This window comes from Botrimarina hoheduenensis (genome assembly GCF_007859815.1).
Classification (GTDB): Bacteria; Planctomycetota; Planctomycetia; order Pirellulales; family Lacipirellulaceae; genus Botrimarina; species Botrimarina hoheduenensis.
The window spans coordinates 619,439-640,259 of sequence record NZ_SJPH01000003.1; the positions used below are offsets into that span (position 1 = coordinate 619,439).

Annotated in this window: 12 protein-coding genes; 6 read left to right on the top strand and 6 right to left on the bottom strand. The window is 65.0% G+C overall.

Annotated elements, in window-relative coordinates; genetic code table 11:
- Positions 1-9: 9 nt before the first annotated feature.
- Together ribD and Pla111_RS09785 are read right to left on the bottom strand one after the other, a co-directional pair.
- The gene (gene ribD / locus Pla111_RS09780) at positions 10-1,092 is read right to left on the bottom strand and encodes a bifunctional diaminohydroxyphosphoribosylaminopyrimidine deaminase/5-amino-6-(5-phosphoribosylamino)uracil reductase RibD (protein ID WP_231930895.1); all 1,083 of its coding nucleotides are present in this window, start codon (positions 1,090-1,092) and stop codon (positions 10-12) included.
- A complete protein-coding gene (locus tag Pla111_RS09785) occupies positions 1,089-3,215 on the bottom strand; it encodes an SEC-C domain-containing protein (RefSeq protein ID WP_146573767.1) in 2,127 nt (708 codons plus the stop codon). Before Pla111_RS09785 ends, ribD begins: the two co-directional genes overlap by 4 nt.
- Positions 3,216-3,523: 308 nt before the next feature.
- Here Pla111_RS09785 and Pla111_RS09790 point away from each other — a divergent pair, with 308 nt between their 5' ends.
- The 3 genes from Pla111_RS09790 (at position 3,524) to Pla111_RS09800 (ending at position 9,743) form a co-directional block, all read left to right on the top strand.
- A complete protein-coding gene (locus Pla111_RS09790) occupies positions 3,524-4,984 on the top strand; it encodes a BBP7 family outer membrane beta-barrel protein (protein ID WP_197524910.1) in 1,461 nt (486 codons plus the stop codon).
- 170 nt (positions 4,985-5,154) lie between these two features.
- Positions 5,155-8,295, top strand: a complete 3,141-nt coding sequence (locus Pla111_RS17460) for an efflux RND transporter permease subunit (protein ID WP_146573772.1) — start codon at positions 5,155-5,157, stop codon at positions 8,293-8,295.
- A gap of 110 nt (positions 8,296-8,405) precedes the next feature.
- Positions 8,406-9,743 carry a S41 family peptidase gene (locus Pla111_RS09800; protein ID WP_197524911.1) on the top strand — a complete coding sequence of 446 codons (1,338 nt, stop codon included), beginning with the start codon at positions 8,406-8,408 and terminating at the stop codon, positions 9,741-9,743.
- Positions 9,744-9,905: 162 nt separating this feature from the next.
- On the opposite strand, the gene Pla111_RS09805 is transcribed toward Pla111_RS09800, so the two are convergent.
- A complete protein-coding gene (locus Pla111_RS09805) occupies positions 9,906-11,015 on the bottom strand; it encodes an aminopeptidase (RefSeq protein WP_146573776.1) in 1,110 nt (369 codons plus the stop codon).
- Positions 11,016-11,332: 317 nt separating this feature from the next.
- Between Pla111_RS09805 and Pla111_RS09810 the strand changes: the two genes are divergently transcribed.
- The 3 genes from Pla111_RS09810 (at position 11,333) to Pla111_RS09820 (ending at position 16,302) form a co-directional block, all read left to right on the top strand.
- On the top strand, positions 11,333-13,318 hold the full coding sequence (locus Pla111_RS09810) for an acyl-CoA dehydrogenase family protein (RefSeq protein ID WP_146573778.1): 1,986 nt from the start codon (positions 11,333-11,335) through the stop codon (positions 13,316-13,318).
- A gap of 197 nt (positions 13,319-13,515) precedes the next feature.
- On the top strand, positions 13,516-15,204 hold the full coding sequence (locus tag Pla111_RS09815; RefSeq protein ID WP_146573780.1) for an amidohydrolase: 1,689 nt from the start codon (positions 13,516-13,518) through the stop codon (positions 15,202-15,204).
- 285 nt (positions 15,205-15,489) lie between these two features.
- Positions 15,490-16,302 (top strand): carboxylesterase family protein, encoded by an 813-nt coding sequence (locus tag Pla111_RS09820; protein WP_146573782.1) that lies wholly within the window; start codon positions 15,490-15,492, stop codon positions 16,300-16,302.
- A 4-nt stretch (positions 16,303-16,306) separates the two neighbouring features.
- On the opposite strand, the gene Pla111_RS09825 is transcribed toward Pla111_RS09820, so the two are convergent.
- The 3 genes from Pla111_RS09825 to feoB all read right to left on the bottom strand — a co-directional run bounded on the left by Pla111_RS09825 (position 16,307) and on the right by feoB (position 20,773).
- On the bottom strand, positions 16,307-17,470 hold the full coding sequence (locus Pla111_RS09825) for a GNAT family N-acetyltransferase (RefSeq protein ID WP_146573784.1): 1,164 nt from the start codon (positions 17,468-17,470) through the stop codon (positions 16,307-16,309).
- Between the two features lie 110 nt (positions 17,471-17,580).
- Complete coding sequence (locus Pla111_RS09830) at positions 17,581-18,564, bottom strand: cupin-like domain-containing protein (protein WP_146573786.1); 984 nt, start codon at positions 18,562-18,564, stop codon at positions 17,581-17,583.
- Positions 18,565-18,763: 199 nt separating this feature from the next.
- Complete coding sequence (feoB, locus tag Pla111_RS09835) at positions 18,764-20,773, bottom strand: ferrous iron transport protein B (protein ID WP_231930896.1); 2,010 nt, start codon at positions 20,771-20,773, stop codon at positions 18,764-18,766.
- Between the last annotated feature and the right edge of the window lie 48 nt (positions 20,774-20,821).

Genomic DNA, 20,821 nt, shown 5'->3' on the forward strand with positions numbered 1-20,821 from the left:
TGCCAGCGGTTAGGCCGATGGCAGCCGGCCGCGTAGGCAGAGGTCGTCTCCGAGGCAGATCCAGCTCGGACTGACGAGTTTCAGCGCGTGCTCAATCGATTCGGCCCCGATGCCGCCGAGGGGGCCCGGTGCCGCGTGCCCGCCGATGATCTTCGGGGCGATGAAGACGAGCGCTTCATCGACCAGTCGTTCGTCAAACAGTTGGCCAAGCAGCTTGCCCCCCCCCTCAACCAGCACGTTGGTCAAACGGCGTCGGCCCAACTCGTCGAGCAAGGCGTCGGCCTCAGCCTGGATCACCTCCACGCCGCACGACTCCAACGCCGCGGCTTCATCTATCGGATAGCCCGCGCCGATCGCGACGAGCACGGGTCCGCCATCCGGCGTTTTCCACAACTTGCGATCCAGCGGCAGCGGGCGATCGCCAGCGATCACCACCCGCACCGGCTTACGCGGCCCCGGCGGCCGGGCGGTCAGCAGCGGATCGTCGGCCACGAGCGTGCCCGCTCCAACGACGATGGCATCCATTCGGCCGCGTATTTCATGGGCAAAGGCCCGCGATGCTTCGCCGCTGATCCACTTGCTGCTGCCCGTGCGTGTTGCGATTTTTCCGTCGAGCGTCATCGCCCATTTGCCGATAACCCACGGCCGCCCCGTCGTAACAAGCTTGAGATAGGGAGCCAAGAGCTGCGCGGCTTCTGCTTTCAGCACGCCCTCAACGCACTCTACTCCTGCGGCTTGCAGCGCGGCGACTCCCGCTCCGTCGACCTGCGGAAAGGGATCGTGGTGAGCGATCACCACCTGTTGAACGCCCGAGGCGATGACCGCTGAAACGCACGGGGGTGTTTTGCCGGTGTGGCAGCAGGGTTCGAGAGTGACGTAAAGCGTCGCGCCCTGTGCCAGTGCCCCGGCGGCCTGGAGGGCGTTCACCTCGGCATGCGGACCGCCAAACCGCTCGTGCCAGCCTTCGCCCACGACTTGGTCATCGCGGACCACAACGCATCCGACCAAAGGGTTGGGCTCAACGGAGCCCTCGCCCCGGCGCGCCAGTTGAATCGCGCGACCCATGAACGCTTCGTGTGCGGGTTGACTCACGAAGGGGTCCACAGTTTTTGGCCGGCACCGCTTCCCGGTGAATCGTCGTCGGGGGTCCAGATCTTCGATCCCGACGCCGCGGGGGATACCGGGGGGGGCGGGGGGCTGTCGATCGGTGCGGCCTGACCCGGCGCGGGAGCGGCCCCCAGCGCGTACAACATTTTGTAGAGCTGCTCCGCCACGCCCGGCTCGTTCAGGTGGTCGCTTCGCAGGTGTTGCACCAGACGGTTGGCCTCTTCCAGCTCGCCCGCGACAACACGGACCTCCAGCTCGGCGATGTCCCAGGCGGCGCTGCTCCGTCCGGCGGCCTCCGCCTCGCTGCGGGCCCGATCGATCCAGCCGATTGCCTCCGCCGGGTCGGGCACAAACGAGGCGAGTCGGTGGAACAGCTCCTCGCGCGGCAGCCGTGGATTCTCGGGCCGCTCGATGGCTGCGGTCGCGACGGCGATCACCACATCGTTGGCTCCGCACATCATTGCGCGACGATAGATGAGCACTAGGTCGTCGTCGGTGACCTGAGCCATGTCGATCCGATGCATCCGCGAGAGCGGGGTCATCTCAGCGTCGTAGGCGCTCGCGTCGAGCGGAGCCGGTGGTGTCAGTCCCACGCGCTCACGCAGCTCGGCAAAAGCACTCGTATCGATCCGCCCGGCGGAACCTTGTTCGAGATTTAGGACCGCCGCTTCCAGGGCGGTCCGCATCGCGGGATCGCCACCCGCCTCGACGGGAGTTTTCCCGCCAAAGACGGCCCGCGCCTTATTGGGCCAAACCTCGAGCAGCACACGGCGGCGTTCGGCTTCGATCAGCTCGCGACGCAGCGCCAGCGGCGTGTCCGCCGGGAACTGCCAGCGGATGCTCATGGCCGTCTCGACGGCGGGCGCTTCGCCGACCGACTCTTCTGAGCGCGAGGCACCGAGACCCTCACCAAGCACCTCTGCCAGCATCTGCTTGTTGATCTCGAAGCGGTCGTCTCGATCGAGGACGACTTCGAGTCGCTCTGGCCGATCCGTTTGGCGGCCGTAGTACGACACAAACCCCACGACCCGCGGTGTTTGTTCGGCAGTGATTGCCTCACCGGTTACAGGCAACGGGCGATCAAGCAGCGAAAGGGTGTGCCGTGGCGGGGGGCCTTCGATCGTGGCGAGCTCCGATTCTTCCAGCTGATAGGCCGAGAAATGGGGGTCGCGTGCAAACCGATCAAGGACCACGGTCTCGTCCGCAACGTCGTAGGTCAGCCGTACGACGTCGATCGCGGCATCTTGCCCGGTGGCGTCAAGCATCTGGGCGACCGCTTCGGCCTCGATCGCGTCGTCGGTGACACCAACGGTAGCGGCGGTCAGCTCGGCGAAGCGCCGCAGGCCCGAGACAAATTGGGCGTTGCGTCCTAGCCAGCCGGAGACGAGGCCGGCGTTGTACAGCAGGCCGGGCTCATCCGGGTGATCGTTTGCTAGCTGCTCGAAGAGGGCCGCCGCGCGCCGCCATTGGCCCCGGCTGGCAAGCAGCTGCGCGCGATCATGAGCCGCTTCCCAGGCGACCCCCAGCGGTGGTTCTTGCAGATACAGCTGATCGCGGAGCAGCAGCGGTAAGCCCGCCACTTGGTTGAGCTTGAGGAGCGTCTTCATGGCACCCAGATCTTCTTCGCCCGCCACGCCGTGGTAGAGCCACAGGTGCGCGCGCGCCGCGATCAACGACCCTTCCACCAGCAGGGCGTGGCCGACGGCACCGATGGCTTGGAGCACACGGCGGGGCATCGAGTCGGTAACGAGCTCGAGGGCGTCCTGCAGCGGCTCGACCGCGATCGTGCCCGCCTCAGCGGCGGCGAGCGTGGCCGCCAGAGCATGGGCGGCCGGGTTCTGCGGCTCGGCCTCAAGGTAGCGCTGAATCGTTTTGCCGGCCGCGTCGAGCTCGTCCAGCGAGAGCTCGATGGTTGCCTTAATGTCGAGCAAAGATCCCCGCCGGGGAGACTTTGCTAGCACCTGCTCCAGATGCGAGAGCGCAGCGCGGGGCTGATCCCCTTCGATCTTGCGATGGATCTTTTCGAGGTCAGCGGCCAGATCGCCGCAACAGAACTTCAGCTTTTTGCCGCTTCCGCAAGGACACGAAGCGTAGAGATCGATTGCCATAGTGTCAGCGGCTTGGAGCGGTGCTTCGTGAGTGGTAGGGAGTGGGTCGCGGGTGCCAGCGGCCCTAGGCCGACCTTTTCCTTCGGGAAGTCGGGGCCCCCGATTCTACCGGCCGATGCCACTAACTCCACCGGTGGGGGCAGATTGGCGGACTGGGTAGCTTTCGGGCGATGCTGCGGATTGCGGCCCTTTTACGGAATCTGGCGGTTTTTCCTGTGCTGACGGTTGTGAGGGGCCGATCTATTCACCAGGGCGACTTCACAGCCGCCCGCTCCATAGGAGGCCTGCGCGGCCTCGGGGGAAGGAACATGCGCCTTGAATGGCGCCGTGGTTCAAAGGGAGACGCTTCGGTGGTGAATCCGCTCCGTACTTGGTTAATCCGTTCCACGCTGCTCAGCGTGGGGGTCTTCGGCTTTACTGCGGCTCAGGCCGTGGCGCAAGAAGGCGTTCCGACGCCGGCTTACGAATTGCCGGACAACGCCTCGGCCTTCGTTCGGTCCGGTGTCGGCAACGAATCGTTGCCGGCGGGGACCGTCATTGAAGAGAGCGACACGCGCTATGCGCCGCTGTCCTCTTACTTCATGCCAGACGGTCCTCCGATCGATCCGCATACCGACTGCCTCGCGCTCACGGAGAGCAGCGGCACCTGGCTGCGGCGTGGTCTGTGGTACGCCGACCTCGATGCGGTCATTATGAACCGCACCTGGGATCGTCGTAACCTGGCGTTCGGCCAAGAGTTTGACCTCGTCAGCCAGCAAACCGTCGTTCAGTTCGTCGTTGACTTTGAGTCGGCCGTACAGGTCCAGAACGCGGAGCTGAATCGCAGTTCGCCCGGATCCGAAGGCATGCCACGGCTGGGCTTGGGACGATTTCTGTTCCGCGACGCAGCAAACCGAGATCACACGGCCGAAATGGTCGTGTTCGGCGGCGGAGAGTGGGTAGACCAGCAGGGAATCGACGCCCAGCTGCTTCCTCCAGACGGATTGTTCACGCCCGCCGGTGCCGGCACCGGATTGGTGGACCGCACCGGTCTGCACGTGCCTTCGCAGATCGATGGAACCGAGCCGACCAACATCGACGAATCGCTCGGCCTGCCGTCCTTCGATGGAGCCGACTCGATGGATATCGAATACCGCAGCCGCTTCAATAGCTGGGAGTTGAACTACTCGGTCGCGCAGCGGATGCGTAAGGATCGGATGGAACTCGACCCGAACGGCAGCTGGGTCCGGCGGGCCTCGCCTGGCCTGACCTGGGACTACCTCGCTGGCTTTCGGTACTTTGATCTCGAAGAGGATCTGGACTGGTCAGCCACAAACATCCGTTCACTCGACCCCACTGGCCGGGCGACCGATGGTGCCTACGCCGTCGGGGTTAGCAACAACCTGTTCGGCGGACAGCTTGGTCTGGGGATCACTTACGAAGCGGATCGGTGGAACCTGACCACCTTCACCAAGCACGGTCTCTACCTGAACGATGGCCGGGCGAAAACCAACGTCAGCTACACCGATCTGGCCGAGGGGGTCGACGATCCCGGTTTTACGCGTGACATGCACCAAAACGGTATCGCCTACATGCTCCAGGGCGGATTAACGGGTCGTTATCACCTGCGACCGAATCTCTCGCTGCGAGCTGGCTGGGAATTTATGTTCCTGACCAATGTGGCTCTGGCACCCGATCAGCTGGATTTCAACCCGGCGATGGGGCGGCTGAATCTCTCCGGTGACATCTTCTACCAAGGCTTTACCTGCGGTACGGAGTACTACTGGTAACGGCAGATCGCGGCAGCTGCCCCCTCACACGGGGGGTGGTTTGGCGTAGACTGACGTCTCGCTCCCGCATAACGTAACGGTCTTGTGCATCGCGTAGCGGGGGTTGATAGCCCCCGCTACGTTCGTTCTTTGCTCTCTCTGCTACCTTCCCCACAGCGGCACTTTCGTTGATGTCAGGCCCCGCGCCCGAAACGGACCGACCTGTCTCGCTGCTCGATCGGCGTTGGGGGGGGCTTTCGCTGTGGCTGTGGATCGCGATGGCTGCCGCCGTGGCGATGGGCATGATTCCCCGTGGCGCCCGGCGGGCGATCGAGAGCAATACCAACAAGGCCGAAGACTGGCTGCCAGCGAGCTACGCCGAGTCGGCCGATCTGAGCTGGTTCCGCGATCACTTTGCGAGCGAGGCGTTTGTCCTCATCAGCTGGGAAGGCTGCACGCTCGGCAAGGGAGAGCGACTCAGCCTGCTCGAACAGAAGCTGTCCGCGGTACGCGACGACTCGGGCTGGCGCTGGTACCCCAAGATTGTCAGCGGTCCCGGCACAATCCGCCAGCTGACCGGTGCCCCCTCAGGCCTGGATCGTTCGGCCGCGATCGAACGACTCGAGGGCGCTCTGGTAGGACCGCCCCAGACCGGTGCCGACGGTCAGCCGCTGGGCGACGAGACCCGTACGACCTGCTTGCTCGCGTTTCTGTCGCCCCGCTTGACTGACAACAACCAGGCGATGCGGGCCGCGGTGGAGCGCATTGAACGCATTGCGCACAAAGAATGTGGCGTCCCGCTCGACGCGATCCACATGGGCGGCCCGCCCGTGGACAATGTCACCATCGACAAAGAGGGCGAGCGGACACTCGTCCGTTTAGCGGGCCTTTCGGGGCTGGTGGGGATCGTGCTCTCGTACGTCTGCTTCCGCAGCTGGAAGCTCACGGCCATGGTCTTCTTTACCGCGGTTGTGAACGCGGGACTCAGCCTAGCGGTCGTTTTCTACTACGGCGTCTTTGAGGTCTTTGGTCTTGGTGCCTTGGAGCCCAAGTACGGCAAAGCCGACGCGATTCTGATGTCGATGCCGGCGGTTGTGTACGTGCTCGCGCTGTCGGGCGCGATCCACCTGATCAACTACTACCGCGATTCCCGTGCCGAGGGGGGGCTGTTTGGTGCCGTTGAAAGGGCGATCCGGGTGGCCTGGGGCCCCTGCGCTCTGGCGGCCTTCACAACCGCCGTTGGTCTGGGATCGCTGGCGGCGAGCGACATCCTGCCGATCCGTAAGTTCGGCATGTTCACGGCGATCGGCGTGATGGTTGCGGTGACGATGCTCTTCGCCTTGCTGCCGGTGATGCTGCACCTGTTCGCTCCCGGCGATGCCGTGCTCTATCGTCGCCGCCCCGCGACCGACAATGTCTCAAAGCCCTGGTACACAGGGCTGGCGTGGCTGGTGACCACGCGTCCGAATCTGACCGCCGTGGCGACCATCGCGTTGTCGTTGGTGCTGGCGTTGGGCATCCCTCAGATCCGCACCTCGGTACAGCTCCTGAAGCTGCTCGATTCCGAATGCGACCTGATCACCGACTACGCGTGGCTCGAAAAGCACTTGGGCAATCTGGTGCCGATGGAAGTCATCGTTGGGGTCGGGCCGGAGCGGCTTCGCGCTCCAGACGAGCCGGCGTTTGGTCCTGCTGCTGAGGGGCTCGCGCGGACGTATCGGATGACGATGCACGAACGGGCGACCCTCGTTCGCCGTGTTCAGGAACGGATCGAGTCGCTCGACCCCGTGAGCAAGGCCTTATCGTCGATCACCTTCTCGCCCGAACCAATTTCCGCCGGTGGATCCTCGGTCCTTCGTGCGAGCGCCGAGTACGCAACGAGCAACGCGCTGGAAGAAAGCCGCGAGAGTCTCGCCGATTATCTGCAGCGTGAACGCGGCGCGGACGACACGCCCACGGGACGCGAGCTGTGGCGCATCAGCGCCCGAGTCACCGCGCTGGGCGATGTTGATTACGGACAGTTTGTCGATGAGTTGCGCGAGCAGGTCCAGCCGGTGCTCGACGCGTACCGTGATCGCGACGCCCTACTCAGCGAGCTTGCTTCGGAAGACGATCGACCGCTCGACAAGAAAAGCATCTGCCTGCTCTTTCGCTCAGGTAATAACGCGGCCGACACCGCAGGACCCGACAGCGAATCTCCCGCGGGGCTGTTGGCGCAGCTCTTGAAGGAGTCGTCCATTTCGCTCGCCTCGGCCCGCGTGCTGGACACCGCCTCGCTCGACCAAGCCGACGAGAAAAAGCGGGCGCGGCTCATCAAGCTGCTGTCCAAACAAGACGCCGTTTTCGCATTGACCAAAGAGGCATCGGAGCCGCTCGTAGCGCTCCCCGGTGCTGAGGCGATCAAGCTGCACGTGCTGGACGCTCCTAAGAAAGCTCCCGACGGTGCGCTCGACGCCACCTACACGGGTGTTGTCCCGGTCGTTTACAAGACGCAGCGTGAACTGCTGGCGAGTCTGCGCGAGAGCATCGCGATGGCGACCGTGTTGATCGCCGGCGTGATGATGATTGTGCTCCGCAGCCCGCTCGCGGGGCTTGCCTCGATGATCCCCAACCTGTTCCCCATCTTGGTGGTCTTTGGAGCGATCGGTTGGCTGGGCATCAAGGTCGATATCGGCATCATGATGACGGCGAGCGTCGCGCTCGGCGTTGCCGTGGATGACACGCTCCACTTTGTTACATGGTTCAGCCGTGGCATCCGGGCGGGCATGGATCGTCAGACCGCGACGCTCCAGTCGTTTGAACGGTGCGCGACCGCCATGACCCAGACGACGCTCATCGCGGGGCTTGGTCTGGCGGTCTTCGCGGCCAGCACGTTCACGCCAACACAACAGTTTGGCACTCTGATGATCACGATGCTGGCGGTCGCGCTCGTGGGCGATCTCGTGCTGCTGCCGGCCCTGTTGTGCGGCCCGTTAGGAAAGTTCTTTGCCCCCAAAGCGGCGGCGAAGCCGGAGGCTGGCATCGCGTTAGTGAGCGGCGACGGCGGCTTTGGGCTGGCCGCTCTGGGCCTTGCCCCGAGCGACGATGGCTCGCCCAACGGAGTCACGCAGGGGCCGACCGACGAAGCCACAACGGAGGCGGTCGCACCGGCGATCGTTCCGTTCCGAACGTACGAAAAATCACCGGCAGAATCAGAGGGGACCACACTCCCCGCTCCGCATAACAGCCGTTTGGTCGCGGAGAGCGAGACGCTTGAGCCCGAGAACGCCGCTTTGCATGCCAAGCTTCGTGGCTTCCGCCGGCCGGCCTCACAGCGCGATCGCCAGGGCTGAGCCTTGCGTGGCTCCGCGCAAACCACTGCCCCTCGATCCACGGGCTGATACACTCGTTTGTACGGTAACGAGTTTCTTGGCCAGATGGCATGTCGCGACGCAATCTTCTCTTGATCCTCGCATCGCTGGCGATCGGCCTCGTGATGGCGTCACGCGTCGAGCACAACCCCAAGGGGCGGAGTGTCGCCCGCGGCTTTCAGCTGATCGACGAACTGGCGCTCGATCAGCCCCCCGACGATGAGCTGGTCGCTGCTGCCATGCGGGGCATGGTGGGCGTGCTCCGCCGTCGCGGCGACGCCCACTCGGATTACCTCGATCCGATCCGCGCAGAGCCCTTGCGCGACGAGATGCGTCAGCAATTCGGCGGGGTGGGGGTCATGATCAAGATCGTTGAGACGGGGCCCGGCGGCCTGCTGGTGGCGGAGCCCCCCGAGCCGGGCGGACCGGCACACGTCGCAGGGGTGCAAGACGGCGACCGCATCGTCGAGATCCAAGGCAGGTCAACGCAAGGCATCACGCTCGCCGAGGCGCTCGATCAGTTGCGGGGTAAGCCGGGGGATCCGGTCGAGTTGCTGATCGCCCGCCTTCCGAAGTCCGACTCGGCAGCGCAAGCTGCCGCGAACCTCCCTGCCGCCTATCAAGAACTGCTGATCACGATCACACGGCAGGTGATCCGTCTCCCCGCGTTCAAGGGGGATCGCCGCCGCGCGGAGGGCGCTTGGGAGTTTCGCTTGGCCCAGCGACCGGAGATTGCCCATGTGCGGTTCGCGATCTTCGGCAATCGGACCGTTGAGGAACTGCGTGATCTGCTCGATCGGTTGACACAGGCCGGCGTCAAACAAGTGGTGCTCGACCTGCGTGACAACGCGGGGGGAGCGCTCGACGCGGCGATCGGTGTGGCCGACATGCTGTTGCCTGCCGAGGCACCGATCGTTTCAACGCGTGGCCGCGACGGCGAGGTGCTGGACACCTATAAGTCGTCGTCGAGCGAGAATTTTCCGGAGCTCGACTTGGTCGTGCTCATCGATCGCGACACCGCGAGCGCTGCCGAGATTGTCGCCGCGGCGCTCGCCGATAACGGCCGCGCGATCTTGGTCGGCGAACGGTCGTTCGGCAAGGCGACCGTTCAGCAGCTCTTGCCGCTCTCGAGCGGTCAGGGATTGCTGAAGCTCACAACGCTCAGCTACTGGCGTCCGAGCGGGGCGAACATCCATCGGCATGTGGACGCTCCTGAGAGCGATCCGTGGGGCGTTTGGCCCGATCCGGCGGGGCGGGTCGAACTGACCGACGAGCAGCTCGCCAGCTTCCGCGAGTGGCGCCGCCGGCGCGACCTGCTGCCGATCGACGACGACGCGTTGCCGGAAGACGGCACCCCGCCCGAAGCCTCGCCCCTCACCGCCGACGCCGCCCTCGCCCGAGCAGTAGAGCTTCTGCAGAAGGCCGAGTAGACCGTGCGGTGCCGCGAATTCAACAGAGACATTGGCTCCAGCGCATTATTTGTGCTGGCGATTCTGATTTGTTTAGGCATTGGCTACACAACCAGCAAGAAGAGGCTGTAGCTAAGGCACATCAGATGCCCCGTATCACTTCGGCGGCTTAAGTCCGTCCCCCTACAGCCCCTCGTTCAGCCCCTGCAGGTCGCTTGGCACAAAGCGGCCGTCTTTGCGCAGCAGCTCGCCGTCGAAGTAGATCTCGCCGCCGCCGTAGTCGGCACGCTGGATGAGCACCAGGTCCCAGTGAATGCGGCTGCGGTTGCCGTTATCCGCTTCTTCGTAGGCGTTGCCCGGCGTTAGGTGGAACGAGCCGCCGATCTTTTCGTCGAACAGCGTGTCGAGCATCGGGTGCCGCACGCGGTTGTTCGTGCCCAGCGACCACTCGCCGCAGTAGCGGGCCCCCTCGTCCGAGTCGAGCAGCGTGGTGAGCCGCTCGGTTTCGGTTGAGGTCGCTTCGATAATCTGTCCGTTCTTGAACGTGAAGCAGATGTCGTTGTGAACCACGCCCTGGTAGCGGCTGGGCGTGTTGAAGCGGATCGTGCCGTTGATGCTGTCGCGCACGGGGGCGGTGAACACCTCGCCATCGGGGATGTTGCGCTCGCCGCTGCACGGGATCACCGGGATGCCCTTGATCGAGAATTCCAGCTCGGTGCCCGGTGCCGTGATGCGGACCTGTTCGGCGGCTTGCATGCGGGCCACGAGGGGCGCTTGCGCGACACGCATCGCGGCGTAGTCGGCGGTGCAGACATCGAAGAAGAAATCCTCGAACTCGTGCGTCGGCATATCCGCCGCCTGCGCGAACGAGTCGGTCGGATATCGGAGCACGACCCACTTGGTCTTCGGCACGCGGTATTCGTTCACATGCCGCAGCCAGTGTTCCTGGTAGAGATCCATCCGGTCGGCGGGGACCCCTTTCAGTTGGCTGGCGTTGGCGGCACCTCGGATGCCGATATAGGCCTGCACCTGTTCCATGCGGTTGCGCTCAAGAACGCCGGAGAGCTTCATGCTCGTTTCGGTGGCGTTGGCGAGCAGGCTCCGCTGGACCCGCTGATTCTTGGTTTCGACGAGCGGTGTCACGCCTCGCGCCGCGGCACCCTCGACCAACGCGCAGACCAGATCGGGCTCGGGCAGATCGATCGCCTCGATGAGGAGGGTTTCGCCCTGTTTCAGCTCGCAACTATGGTCTAACAACACCGTGGCGAGTCGATCGATGCGGGGGTCGTGCATGGCTGTGGCCGGCCGAAGGATTCAGGAGGGGGAGCAAGCTATAAACCAACGAGCTCACACCCCCGCACACCGACGATTGGCCGGCAGCGGGCGACCCGCAGAGGGGCACCACTTGGGCGAGCTGGCCCTGTTTATCGGTCCGATTAGGGATTGGTAGAAGGGGCGCAGGCTGAAAACCGGCATAATCCTCACCCCGACAGGGGACCTAAGAGTGCCTAATCAGCGAACTTCGTCGGCCCGCAGCACGTAAATTAGGGTACCGCGGCACTCTGGCCGAGCGGTCCCCCCTCACCAGAAAATCTTCGGGAGGCGCGACCATGGCGACCGACTTGAACACCACAGACCCGCTCCCGACCCACCCCGTCACGCCGCCCCCGCCGACGGTTGCCGAGCACGATGCCCAAGCGGTCTCGTTCGCCGAGACCGCTCTGAAGCTCGGCGGCAAGAGCGACGACGAGGCCCGCCGCACCGGTGCCATCGACCGGGCCGATGACGAGGTCGAAGCCCTCTTCGCGCCGCGTTATCAAACCACCCACAGCCCCGCCCACCGCGCGGTGTGGGAACGCACCGTGCCGGCGGAAGAGTTCATCGCGCACCCGGCCGAAACGTCGCCCGTCATGCGCCGCGTGATCGACGCCTCGCTGGAAACAGTGCGGCGGCACCTGCGTGCCCAGACACTCTACGGCGACGATGACCGCATTCGCGAAGAGGTGCTCGCCGAGCTCGGCGTTGCCGGCTACTGGGGTTTGCTGGTGGATCGCGAACACGGCGGCGTCGGCGCTTCGTTCACGAGCGTCGCCCAGTTCCTCACGCAGATGGCCACGCTCGACGGTACGATCGCCGGGTTGGCCTCCATCCACGGCTGCATCGGTGCGGTCGATCCGGTCAAAACCTTTGGTGATGAAGCACAGCGCCGCCGCTGGCTGCCGCGTCTGGCATCGGGCGAGCGCCTTAGCGCCTTTGCCCTTACCGAGCCGGGGGCCGGCAGCGACCTGACCGCGCTACGCACCACGGCCGTGCTCGACGGAGACCACTACGTGGTCAACGGCGAAAAGCTGTTCATCTCGAACGTCCGCCCGGGCCGCACCATCGGTCTGGTCTGTCTTGTGGAAGGCAAGCCGGCCGTGCTGATCGTCGATCTGCCCGACGAAGAGGATGAGCACTTCCAGCTCAAGAAGTACGACATCTACGCGCTGCGGCATCTGTACAACCGGGGGATCGTCTTCCGTAACTTCCGCGTTCCTAAGGGCAACCTGCTCACGCCCCCCAAGGGGGACGGCCTGACGATCGCCTATCACGGCCTGAACCTGGGCCGTGTGTCGCTGTGCGCGAACGCCGCCGGCAGCATGCGTGCCATGCTCGCCGGCATGCTGCCCTGGGCCGAGTACCGTGTGACCTACAGCGAACCGATCGCGCACCGCGAACTGGTCCGCCGCCGGATGGGAGAGATGGCGGGGCTTATCGTCGCGTGCGATGCGCTCGTGGCGTGGTGCGGCAGCCTGCTCGACCGCGGTTATCGGGGCGAGATGGAGTGCATCATCGCCAAGATCTTCGGCTCCGAGGCGCTCAAGCACGCGGCGATCGAACTCTATATGAAGACGCACGGGGGGCGTTCGTTCCTCAAAGGCCATCCGCTGGGCGACAACGTGCACGACTTCCTCGCCCCCTGCATCTACGAGGGGGAAGGCGAGATGCTCGGCATGGCCTTCTTCAAGTCGCTCGTGAAGGATCACGGCAAGCGCTACTACGAACCGGTCGGCAAGGCGCTTGCGGCGGCGGGCATTCGGCAGCCGAACCCGCTCAACCCGCGGCACGCGCTCCTGCTCGCCCGACCGGCGGCCCCGTACCTCAAGTGGCTCGTGGGGCGCAAGCTGCGGGGGGTCGGCACCGCGCGCCTGCCGAGCGATCTGCCCGCCGCGCTGCGCGCCCACGCGGCTTACGCCTGTGCGGAGTTGCCACGGATGGCGCTGGCGATCGACGCCGCCATGCAGAAGCACCAGTTACGGCTCGCCGATCGGCAATGCCGTATGGCCGAGCTGAGCCAGCGGACGCAGGACCTTATCACGGTGCTGGTGACCGCCCTTTACGCCGGTCGCCACGCCGATCCGCTGGTGCGCGACGCGGGCGATCTGTTGTGCGAGCAACTCCGCCAAAAGCTCACGGGCGCCCGGCCGACCGATCGGTACTACAAGCGGATCACCGCGCTCGGCGAGCGGATCGCCAAGGGGGAAGCGGCGGCCGCCGAGTCGCTCGGTCTGGCGACGATCGAGCCCCCGCCGATCCTCGAGCGCTACGACCGCTGAGCAGAATCGCTCGTAAGCGCCAACTACAGCCACGCAATCAGCCGCACAGCGCTAGCCGCGGGACCTCCCCCGTATCGAACCGGGGCTAGCGCCCAGCGGCTGATGCGGGGCAAGCGCGGAAGAGGGCGTCTTGGTTTATCTTGGGGGGGTAATGGTTAGAGGTTTTTCTTTGCCTGCTCCCTTTTGAGCGCCTCCACATGCTGAGACTCAAGCAAACCCAGAGACTCAAGCAACTGGCGCTGCTTAGCGTGGCGGCGTGCTTCTTGCTCGCCATTGCGACGCTCAGTGCCGCAGAAAATCCTTCGCTGCTCGTGACCGGCCGGGTGTGGACGGGCGATCCCCAGCGGCCGTGGGCCGACGCGGTCCTCTGCGCCGGCGAGCGGGTGCTGGCCGTTGGCGAACGGGATGAGCTCCAGCAGCAGTACGATTTGCAGGGGGTCGAGCGTATCGACGCGCGCGGCGGGCTCGTGACCCCCGGCTGGATCGATTCGCACGTCCATCTGCTCGATGGCGGGCGGAACCTGTCCGGCGTGCAGCTGCGCGACGCGGCGACGCGCGACGAGTTCGTCCGGCGACTCGCGGCCTATGCCGCCACGTGCGCGAAGGGCGAATGGATCCGCGGTGGCGACTGGGATCACACACGGTGGGGGGGCACGCTCCCCACGCGCGCATGGATCGATTCCGTGACGCCCGACAACCCGGTCTGGATCCAGCGGTTGGATGGCCACATGGCGTTGGCGAATAGCGCAGCGCTGCGGCTGGCCGGAGTCGATGATCAGACGGTCGTTCCGGAGGGGGGCGCCATCGAGCGCGACGCCGCCGGCATGCCAACCGGCCTGTTGCGCGACAACGCCATGGCATTTGTCGACGCTGTGGTTCCCGAACCGACGCCCCGTGAGCGGCTTGCGGCGCTAGCCGCCGCGACCGACTATCTGCACGCTTGCGGTGTAACGAGTGTGGTGCATATGGGCGCGCTCGACGAACTGGCAACGCTCCGAGCCGCGCGGCAGAGCGGTGCGCTGCGCTTGCGCGTCCACGCGGCGACCCCCCTGCCCCGCTGGCGACAATTGCAGCAAGAGATCCAGCGCAACGGCCCCGGCGACGAGTGGCTGCGGGGGGGGATGCTCAAGGGGTTTGTCGATGGTTCGCTCGGCTCGCACACGGCGGCATTCCTCGCGCCGTACGACGATCAGCCGCTCGATCGTGGGCTGCTGGTCAATACGCCCGAGGACCTGCTCGACTGGACACGTGGTGCCGACGCCGCGGGCTTGCAAGTGGCGGTTCATGCTATTGGCGATCGGGCGATTCGCCGGCAACTCGACGTGTTCGAGCAAGTCGCCGCCGAGAACGGCCCGCGCGATCGTCGCTTCCGTATCGAGCACGCGCAGCACATCGCCCCGGACGACGTCGCGCGGTTCGGCAAGCTCGGCGTGATCGCCAGCATGCAGCCGTACCACGCGATCGACGATGGCCGGTGGGCCGAGGGACTGATCGGGGCGGAGCGCTGCCAAACGACCTACGCCTTCCGCACGCTGCTCGACACGGGGGCGAAGCTCGCGCTGGGGAGCGATTGGTTCGTCGCGCCGCCGACGCCGCTAGAGGGGATCGACGCGGCGGTCACGCGACGCACGCTCGACGGTAAGCACCCCGGCGGCTGGGTGCCGGCGCAAAAGATCACGGTCGAGGAGGCGCTCCGCGGTTACACATCCGACGCGGCGTACGCCGTCTTCGCCGAACAGGAGAAGGGCCAACTGCGCCGCGGCATGCTCGCCGATATGACCCTCGTCGATCGCGACCTGACAGCGATTCCCGCTACCGAGCTGCCGCAGGTGAAGGTCCGGGCTACGATCCTCGGCGGAAAGGTGGTGTACCGTGCCGAGCCGTGAGCCGTAGGTTCGATTAGCAACCCGAGAAGCGTGATGCTGAACTCGAAGTGCCTATAGCGGGAACACTAAGTGTCGCTCATTATCACTAAGCGGATGTGTAACGCACCTTAGAGGTGTTTAGCTCTCTTGCGTGAGGGGGCTGGCGATCGCCCACGAACGTGGCTACCTGAATGCTTCTGAGGGTTTGCAGCGACAACGGCGTGGGATCTGTCTATATTGTGTGCGACCCACAACTTTTCATCGCACCGCTCTTTTCAGCATGTTTGCTCTGCTTGGATCCTCTCGATGATTCGCCCTCTGTTCGTAGCCGCTGTGATGCTGACCCCCCTTTCCGCGATCGCCGAAGAATCGCTCGACCAGCGGATCACGCCCGACGTGCTCGCGGCGTTCGACAAAGCGGAGTTTGAGCACGAGGGTTTCACGTTGCCTTTCCGACTCGCGACGCCCGAGGAAGTGGAGGGGGAAAAACGCCCGCTGCTGCTCTTCTTGCACGGCTACGGCGAGCGCGGCAGCGAGAACCAGCGGCAACTGATCCACGGCGGGAGGCTGTTTGCATCGCCCGAGTTTCAGGCCCGTTATCGCGCTTATGTTTTGGCCCCGCAGTGCCCCGACGGCGTTGAGCCGGGCGGCGAGGAGCAGCGTGTGTGGACCCGCTTAGTGCGGACCGAGTCGCCCACGCTTTCGGAGGAAGAGGCCCTCACGCCTCAGCTTGCCGCCGCGCGGGCGCTGGTTGAACACCTGATCGCGACACAACCGGTTGACCCCGACCGTATCTACGTGGGCGGGCTCTCGATGGGGGGCTACGCGACCTGGACTCTCATCACACAGGATCCTTCGCGGTGGGCGGCGGCTTTGCCGATCTGTGGGGCCGGCGACCCGAGCCAAGCCGCCCGGATCGCGCGGATCCCGCTGTGGGATTTCCACGGCGACGAAGATGGTGCCATTCCTGTGGAACGCTCACGCGAGATGATCGCCGCGCTCGAGGCGGCCGGCGGGCGGCCGATCTACACCGAGTACCCCGGAGTGGGGCACGATAGCTGGACCCCCACGTTCGCGAGCCGTCATGTGTGGGATTGGCTGTTCGCCCAGCGCCGCTAGCGAGTTATTCGTCAGCGGGGACCGTTTCGGCCGCCTGCGCAGCGGCAAGGGCCGCGTGGCGCCGATCGCGCCACTGGCGGTAAGCGCGCGTCGTGAAGCTTTCGAGCTTGCCCGCCGCGTCGCGCGGGCGGGCGTGCAACGTGCGCGTGCTGCGGCGGACGGCACCCCAGCTGAGCTTGTAGGGTTCATCGCCGCGGAGCAGATCGAACCGCTCGCGGCCGCTTGCCAGGGCGTGATCGAAGAGCGCGAGTAGCGATAGGTGTCCCGCGTCGAGTTCGAGCGCTGCTGTGCTGATTCCCCCCTGATAAGCGTAAACACATTGTGCGTCTTGCAGGGCGTATTCGATCGCCGCGGGGATGCCGTCGATCTCCAGCAGGGCGAAGTACAGCTCTCCGCGCTGCAGCAAGCGACGGCTGGCGAGTTGGTGGAACTGATCGAACTCGGGCAGATCGAACACGCCGTGCTCGCCCATCGCTTCGCGTCTTTCGCGGTGGAGGCGGACCAGCACGGGCCACAGCTCGCGGCGCTCGTCTTCATCATGAACCATACGCACCGTGGCGCGGCCCGAATCGAGCCCGTCACGCCGCCAGCGGCGGAGTTTCTTGCGACGATTCTTTGAGAGCGTTTCCAGGTAAGCTTCCCACAGCGCCGCGGGATCGATTCCTGGCGTTGCGGGGAAGGTGACCAGGAAAGAATCGATCGAGGCGACCCATTCCGTCTCGATGCCGTACTGTTCGAGTAGCCGACAAAACTCGGCGGAGGCCCGATCGTCGGCGTCGAGGTTCTCCAGACGCAGCCGCCGCCAAACGCGCCCCGCTCCCTGGGCGACCCAACGGGCAGCGGCGCTCACCACGGCGGGTTCGTCTTCGGGCGAACGGCACAGGAGGGTCGTGTGGTCGCTCGCCGCGCGACCGTCGCCCAGCCAGCGGAGCGTTGCCCCGGCGAACGGCCGAGATTGCAGCCACCACGGCACCAGACCGATCAGCACGCCCGTCTCGTTGCGGATGGCGAGAACGGCGAGCGTGGCGTGCGGATTGCTTTCTCCGTAGGCCTCCCACCACGACACCAGCCACTCGGGCGATTGCATCGGCGTGGGGAGCCGAAGCGCTCGCCACTCGTCGCTCAAGGCGTGTAGCGCGGCAAGGTTATCAATAACGTGAAGCGACATCGCGAATCAATCCTGTCCAGCGCTCGGAGACTTCACCGCACCGTAAGCGCCGTGAGGGGGCTCGTAGGGTGCGCTGGGCAGCAAGTTACAGCAGCCAAGAGCGGAGTACATCAAACGCCGGCGAGCTCTTCTTCGTGCGCGGCGAGCGTGACGCTCTCCGACACGTCCAGCAGGCGGAAGCCGTCTGGATTGTTCGGATCCAGCACGAAGGTGATGGGGTAAGTCCACTGGTGCTTCTCACGACCAACGAACTTGCCAGCGTAACGGTCGAGACGGGCGAGAAGCTGCTTGGCGTGCGCGAGAAACCCCTCGGCTTCGATGCTGCTGCAGACCTTGCCGAGGCGCTTGCGGAGCACGTAATTGCCCGAATGGACATTGAGCCGCCGCCGAGCGCGGGCGTTCTTGTGCTCGGTCGAGAGCGATACGTTGAGTCCTTCCAGGTTCTCAACGCGGTGCGGTGCCAGCTGCGGCCAGGTGATCATCTGCCCGGGCTCGGCGTCGAACACCAGGGCATACTTGTCCCAGTCTTGGTCATAAGGAACGTCCTCGGACCACTCTCCCGAGCAGACCTTCTCCAGACAAAGGGGCGAAGCGAAACGCTTGTCGAAGTGGGGATAGACCCATACCCGTTTGCGGCCGCGGATATGCCAGAGCATGTTGACGGGCATATCAACGTGGTAAGGAACCCAGGCTCCGGGCGAGCTGATCAGCAGGTTGGCGGTGCGGTCCTCGGCAGAGAAGTGGGCGGCACCGGTTTCGAGTTCGCCGAACAAGCGGTGAATCACCTCGGCGTAGGCCGGCTGGTGATCAAGCATCTTGCGACAGTTGATCCACAGATGACCCTCGCGAACCATCTGCACGAGGTCTTTGCCCGGCACGCCGTTGCGGTCCCCTTCACGCCAGTCGAACTTATCCTTGGTCTTGCCCATCGTGTTGACAGACAGATGCTGGGCCGGATGCGAGTCGAGGATTTCGGCCAGCGCGTCGTCGGTGAACAGGCCGGTCTCAGCCAAGCGATGATTGGCGACCAGCACCCCCTGCTCGAGAATCTCGAAGTCTTGGGGCTGCCAGTCAGCGAGCAAGGGATTAGCCATAGCGGACAATGTCTCGAAGAAAAATTGGGGGCGGTGAGCCAGAGCGATAGCAAGACAACCTGCTCGAGCCGGTTACCGAAACCTATCTCGGCTTCGGTCCCATCGCGGGAAACACGCCGCGCTAAGCCCGAATCCGTGGGCCGGAAGAATCGGTACAACCGGTGCCGCTGCGGCCACCGATCGGGGGAGCAGCTGCGTCCTACGCGTACAGCGACGCCACGGCGTGGGTCGCCCACGCGGCCACATAGGCCAACAGGCTCATGTAGCCCAACTGAAAGAGGGGCCACTTCCAGCCGCCGGTCTCGCGCCGAGTGACGGCTTGCGTAGGCAGGCACTGCATGGCCAGCACATAGAAAACCAGCAAGCTCAGGCACGTGGCGGTTGTGAAGACCGGCTTGCCGGCGGGGTCGGTAGCGGTCGAGAGCGCGTCAAGAAGCGACGCCTCGTCCCCCTCCTCTCCCAAGCCGTACAAGATCGAGAGCGTTGAAACGATCACCTCGCGTGCGGCGAACGAAGTGACCACGCCCACCGTCATCTTCCAGTCGAATCCCAACGGCTCGAAGACGGGCTGCATCAGCCCTCCCAACCTTCCTACCAGTGACCGCTCGAGCGACCGCTGCGCTAGCAGGGCTTCGGCCTGGTCGGTTTGGCCCGCTGCTTCGAGCGTTGCTACCGCCTGTTGATCGGTAGCCGGAAGATCCGCCAGATCGGTCTTCGGGTAGGTCGCAAGCACCCACAGGACGATCGAGATCACAAGGATCGTGGTCCCGGCATTCTGCACAAACTGCCAAGCGCGATCGACGGTCTCCAACAGCGCGTTGCGGATCGAAGGGAGCCGATAGTTCGGCAGCTCGATCACCAGCGGTCGGCTTTCGCCCGGCAGGATGGTGCGTTTCAGCGCCCAGGCCACCGCGAGTGCCGCGACGACGCCCAACGCGTAAGCGCCGGTGAAGGTCAGTGCCGCCGCCACGGGACGGTTGGGCAGCAGCATGGCGACCACCATCGCATACACCGGCACGCGGGCCGAGCAACTCATCAGCGGTGCCACGAGGATTGTCACGAGCCGATCGCGGCGGTCATCAATGACGCGTGTTGACATGATCGCCGGAATGGCACAAGCGTGGGCCGAGAGCAGCGGCACAAAGGCCTGCCCGGGCAGCCCAACGCGTTGCATGAGTCGGTCCATCACGAGCGCCGCCCGCGCCAGGTAGCCCGACTCCTCGAGCAGCGCCAGTAAAAAGAAGAGCAAACAGATCTGTGGCAAGAAGACGAGCATCCCGCCGACACCGGCGATGACGCCATCGACCACCAAACTTTTTAGGTCTCCCTCGGGGAGCCAAGCCCCCACCGACTCGCCCGCCCAACCGAACAGCCCGTCGATCAGGTCCATCGGAACGGTTGCGATCGAGAAGATCGCCATAAAGACGCCGAACATCAGCAACGCAAAGGCGATAAGCCCGCCCACGCGGTGTGTCAGCACCCGATCGAGCGCGTCGGTCACGCGGCTCGACGCGTTCAGATCGCCCGAAAGCGTGTCAGCCCGAACCGACTCGGCCCAGTTGAAACGCGAGGCGTAGCCGCACCCGCTGCAACTGATGCACGCACAAGCCGCGTCGTCCAGCATCGGCAAGCGCTGTTCGTCGGCAAGCGACTGGATCGCGATCACCAGATCATCGATCCCGTCTCCCGTGCGTGCCGAGACCCTCACCACAGGACACCCTAGCCGGCCGCTGAGTTTCTCCAGATCGAGCCGCAGACCGAGCCGCTCGGTCAAGTCGCTCATGTTGAGCGCCACCAGTGTCGGCTTGCCCAAGGCGATGGCCTCGAACGCCAGCGGCAGGTTGCGCTCAAGATTGGTAGCATCGACGACAATCACGATCGCCTGGGGCCGGGCCTCTCCCGGGTGCTCTCCGAGGAGCACGTTGCGCGCGATCGCCTCTTCGGGCGTAGTGGTTTCGAAGCTGTAGAGGCCCGGCAGGTCGATCACCTGCAGCGGCGTCTTGCGCAGCGGCCGGCGTGTCGAGGGCTTCAGTTGACCGCGGCGATGCTCAACCGTGGTGCCGGCAAAGTTGGCCGTGTGCGCCCGGAGTCCGGTGAGGCGGTTGAAAAGCGACGTCTTGCCGGCGTTCGGATTGCCAACCAGCGCGATGGTCGCCCCGTCGGTCGCCGACGCCGGGGTAGCTAGGCCAACCGTCGCGGTCTTCGGCAAGTCGGGATTCGATTGGCCGACACTCACGCTGCGCTACCCGGCCGTATG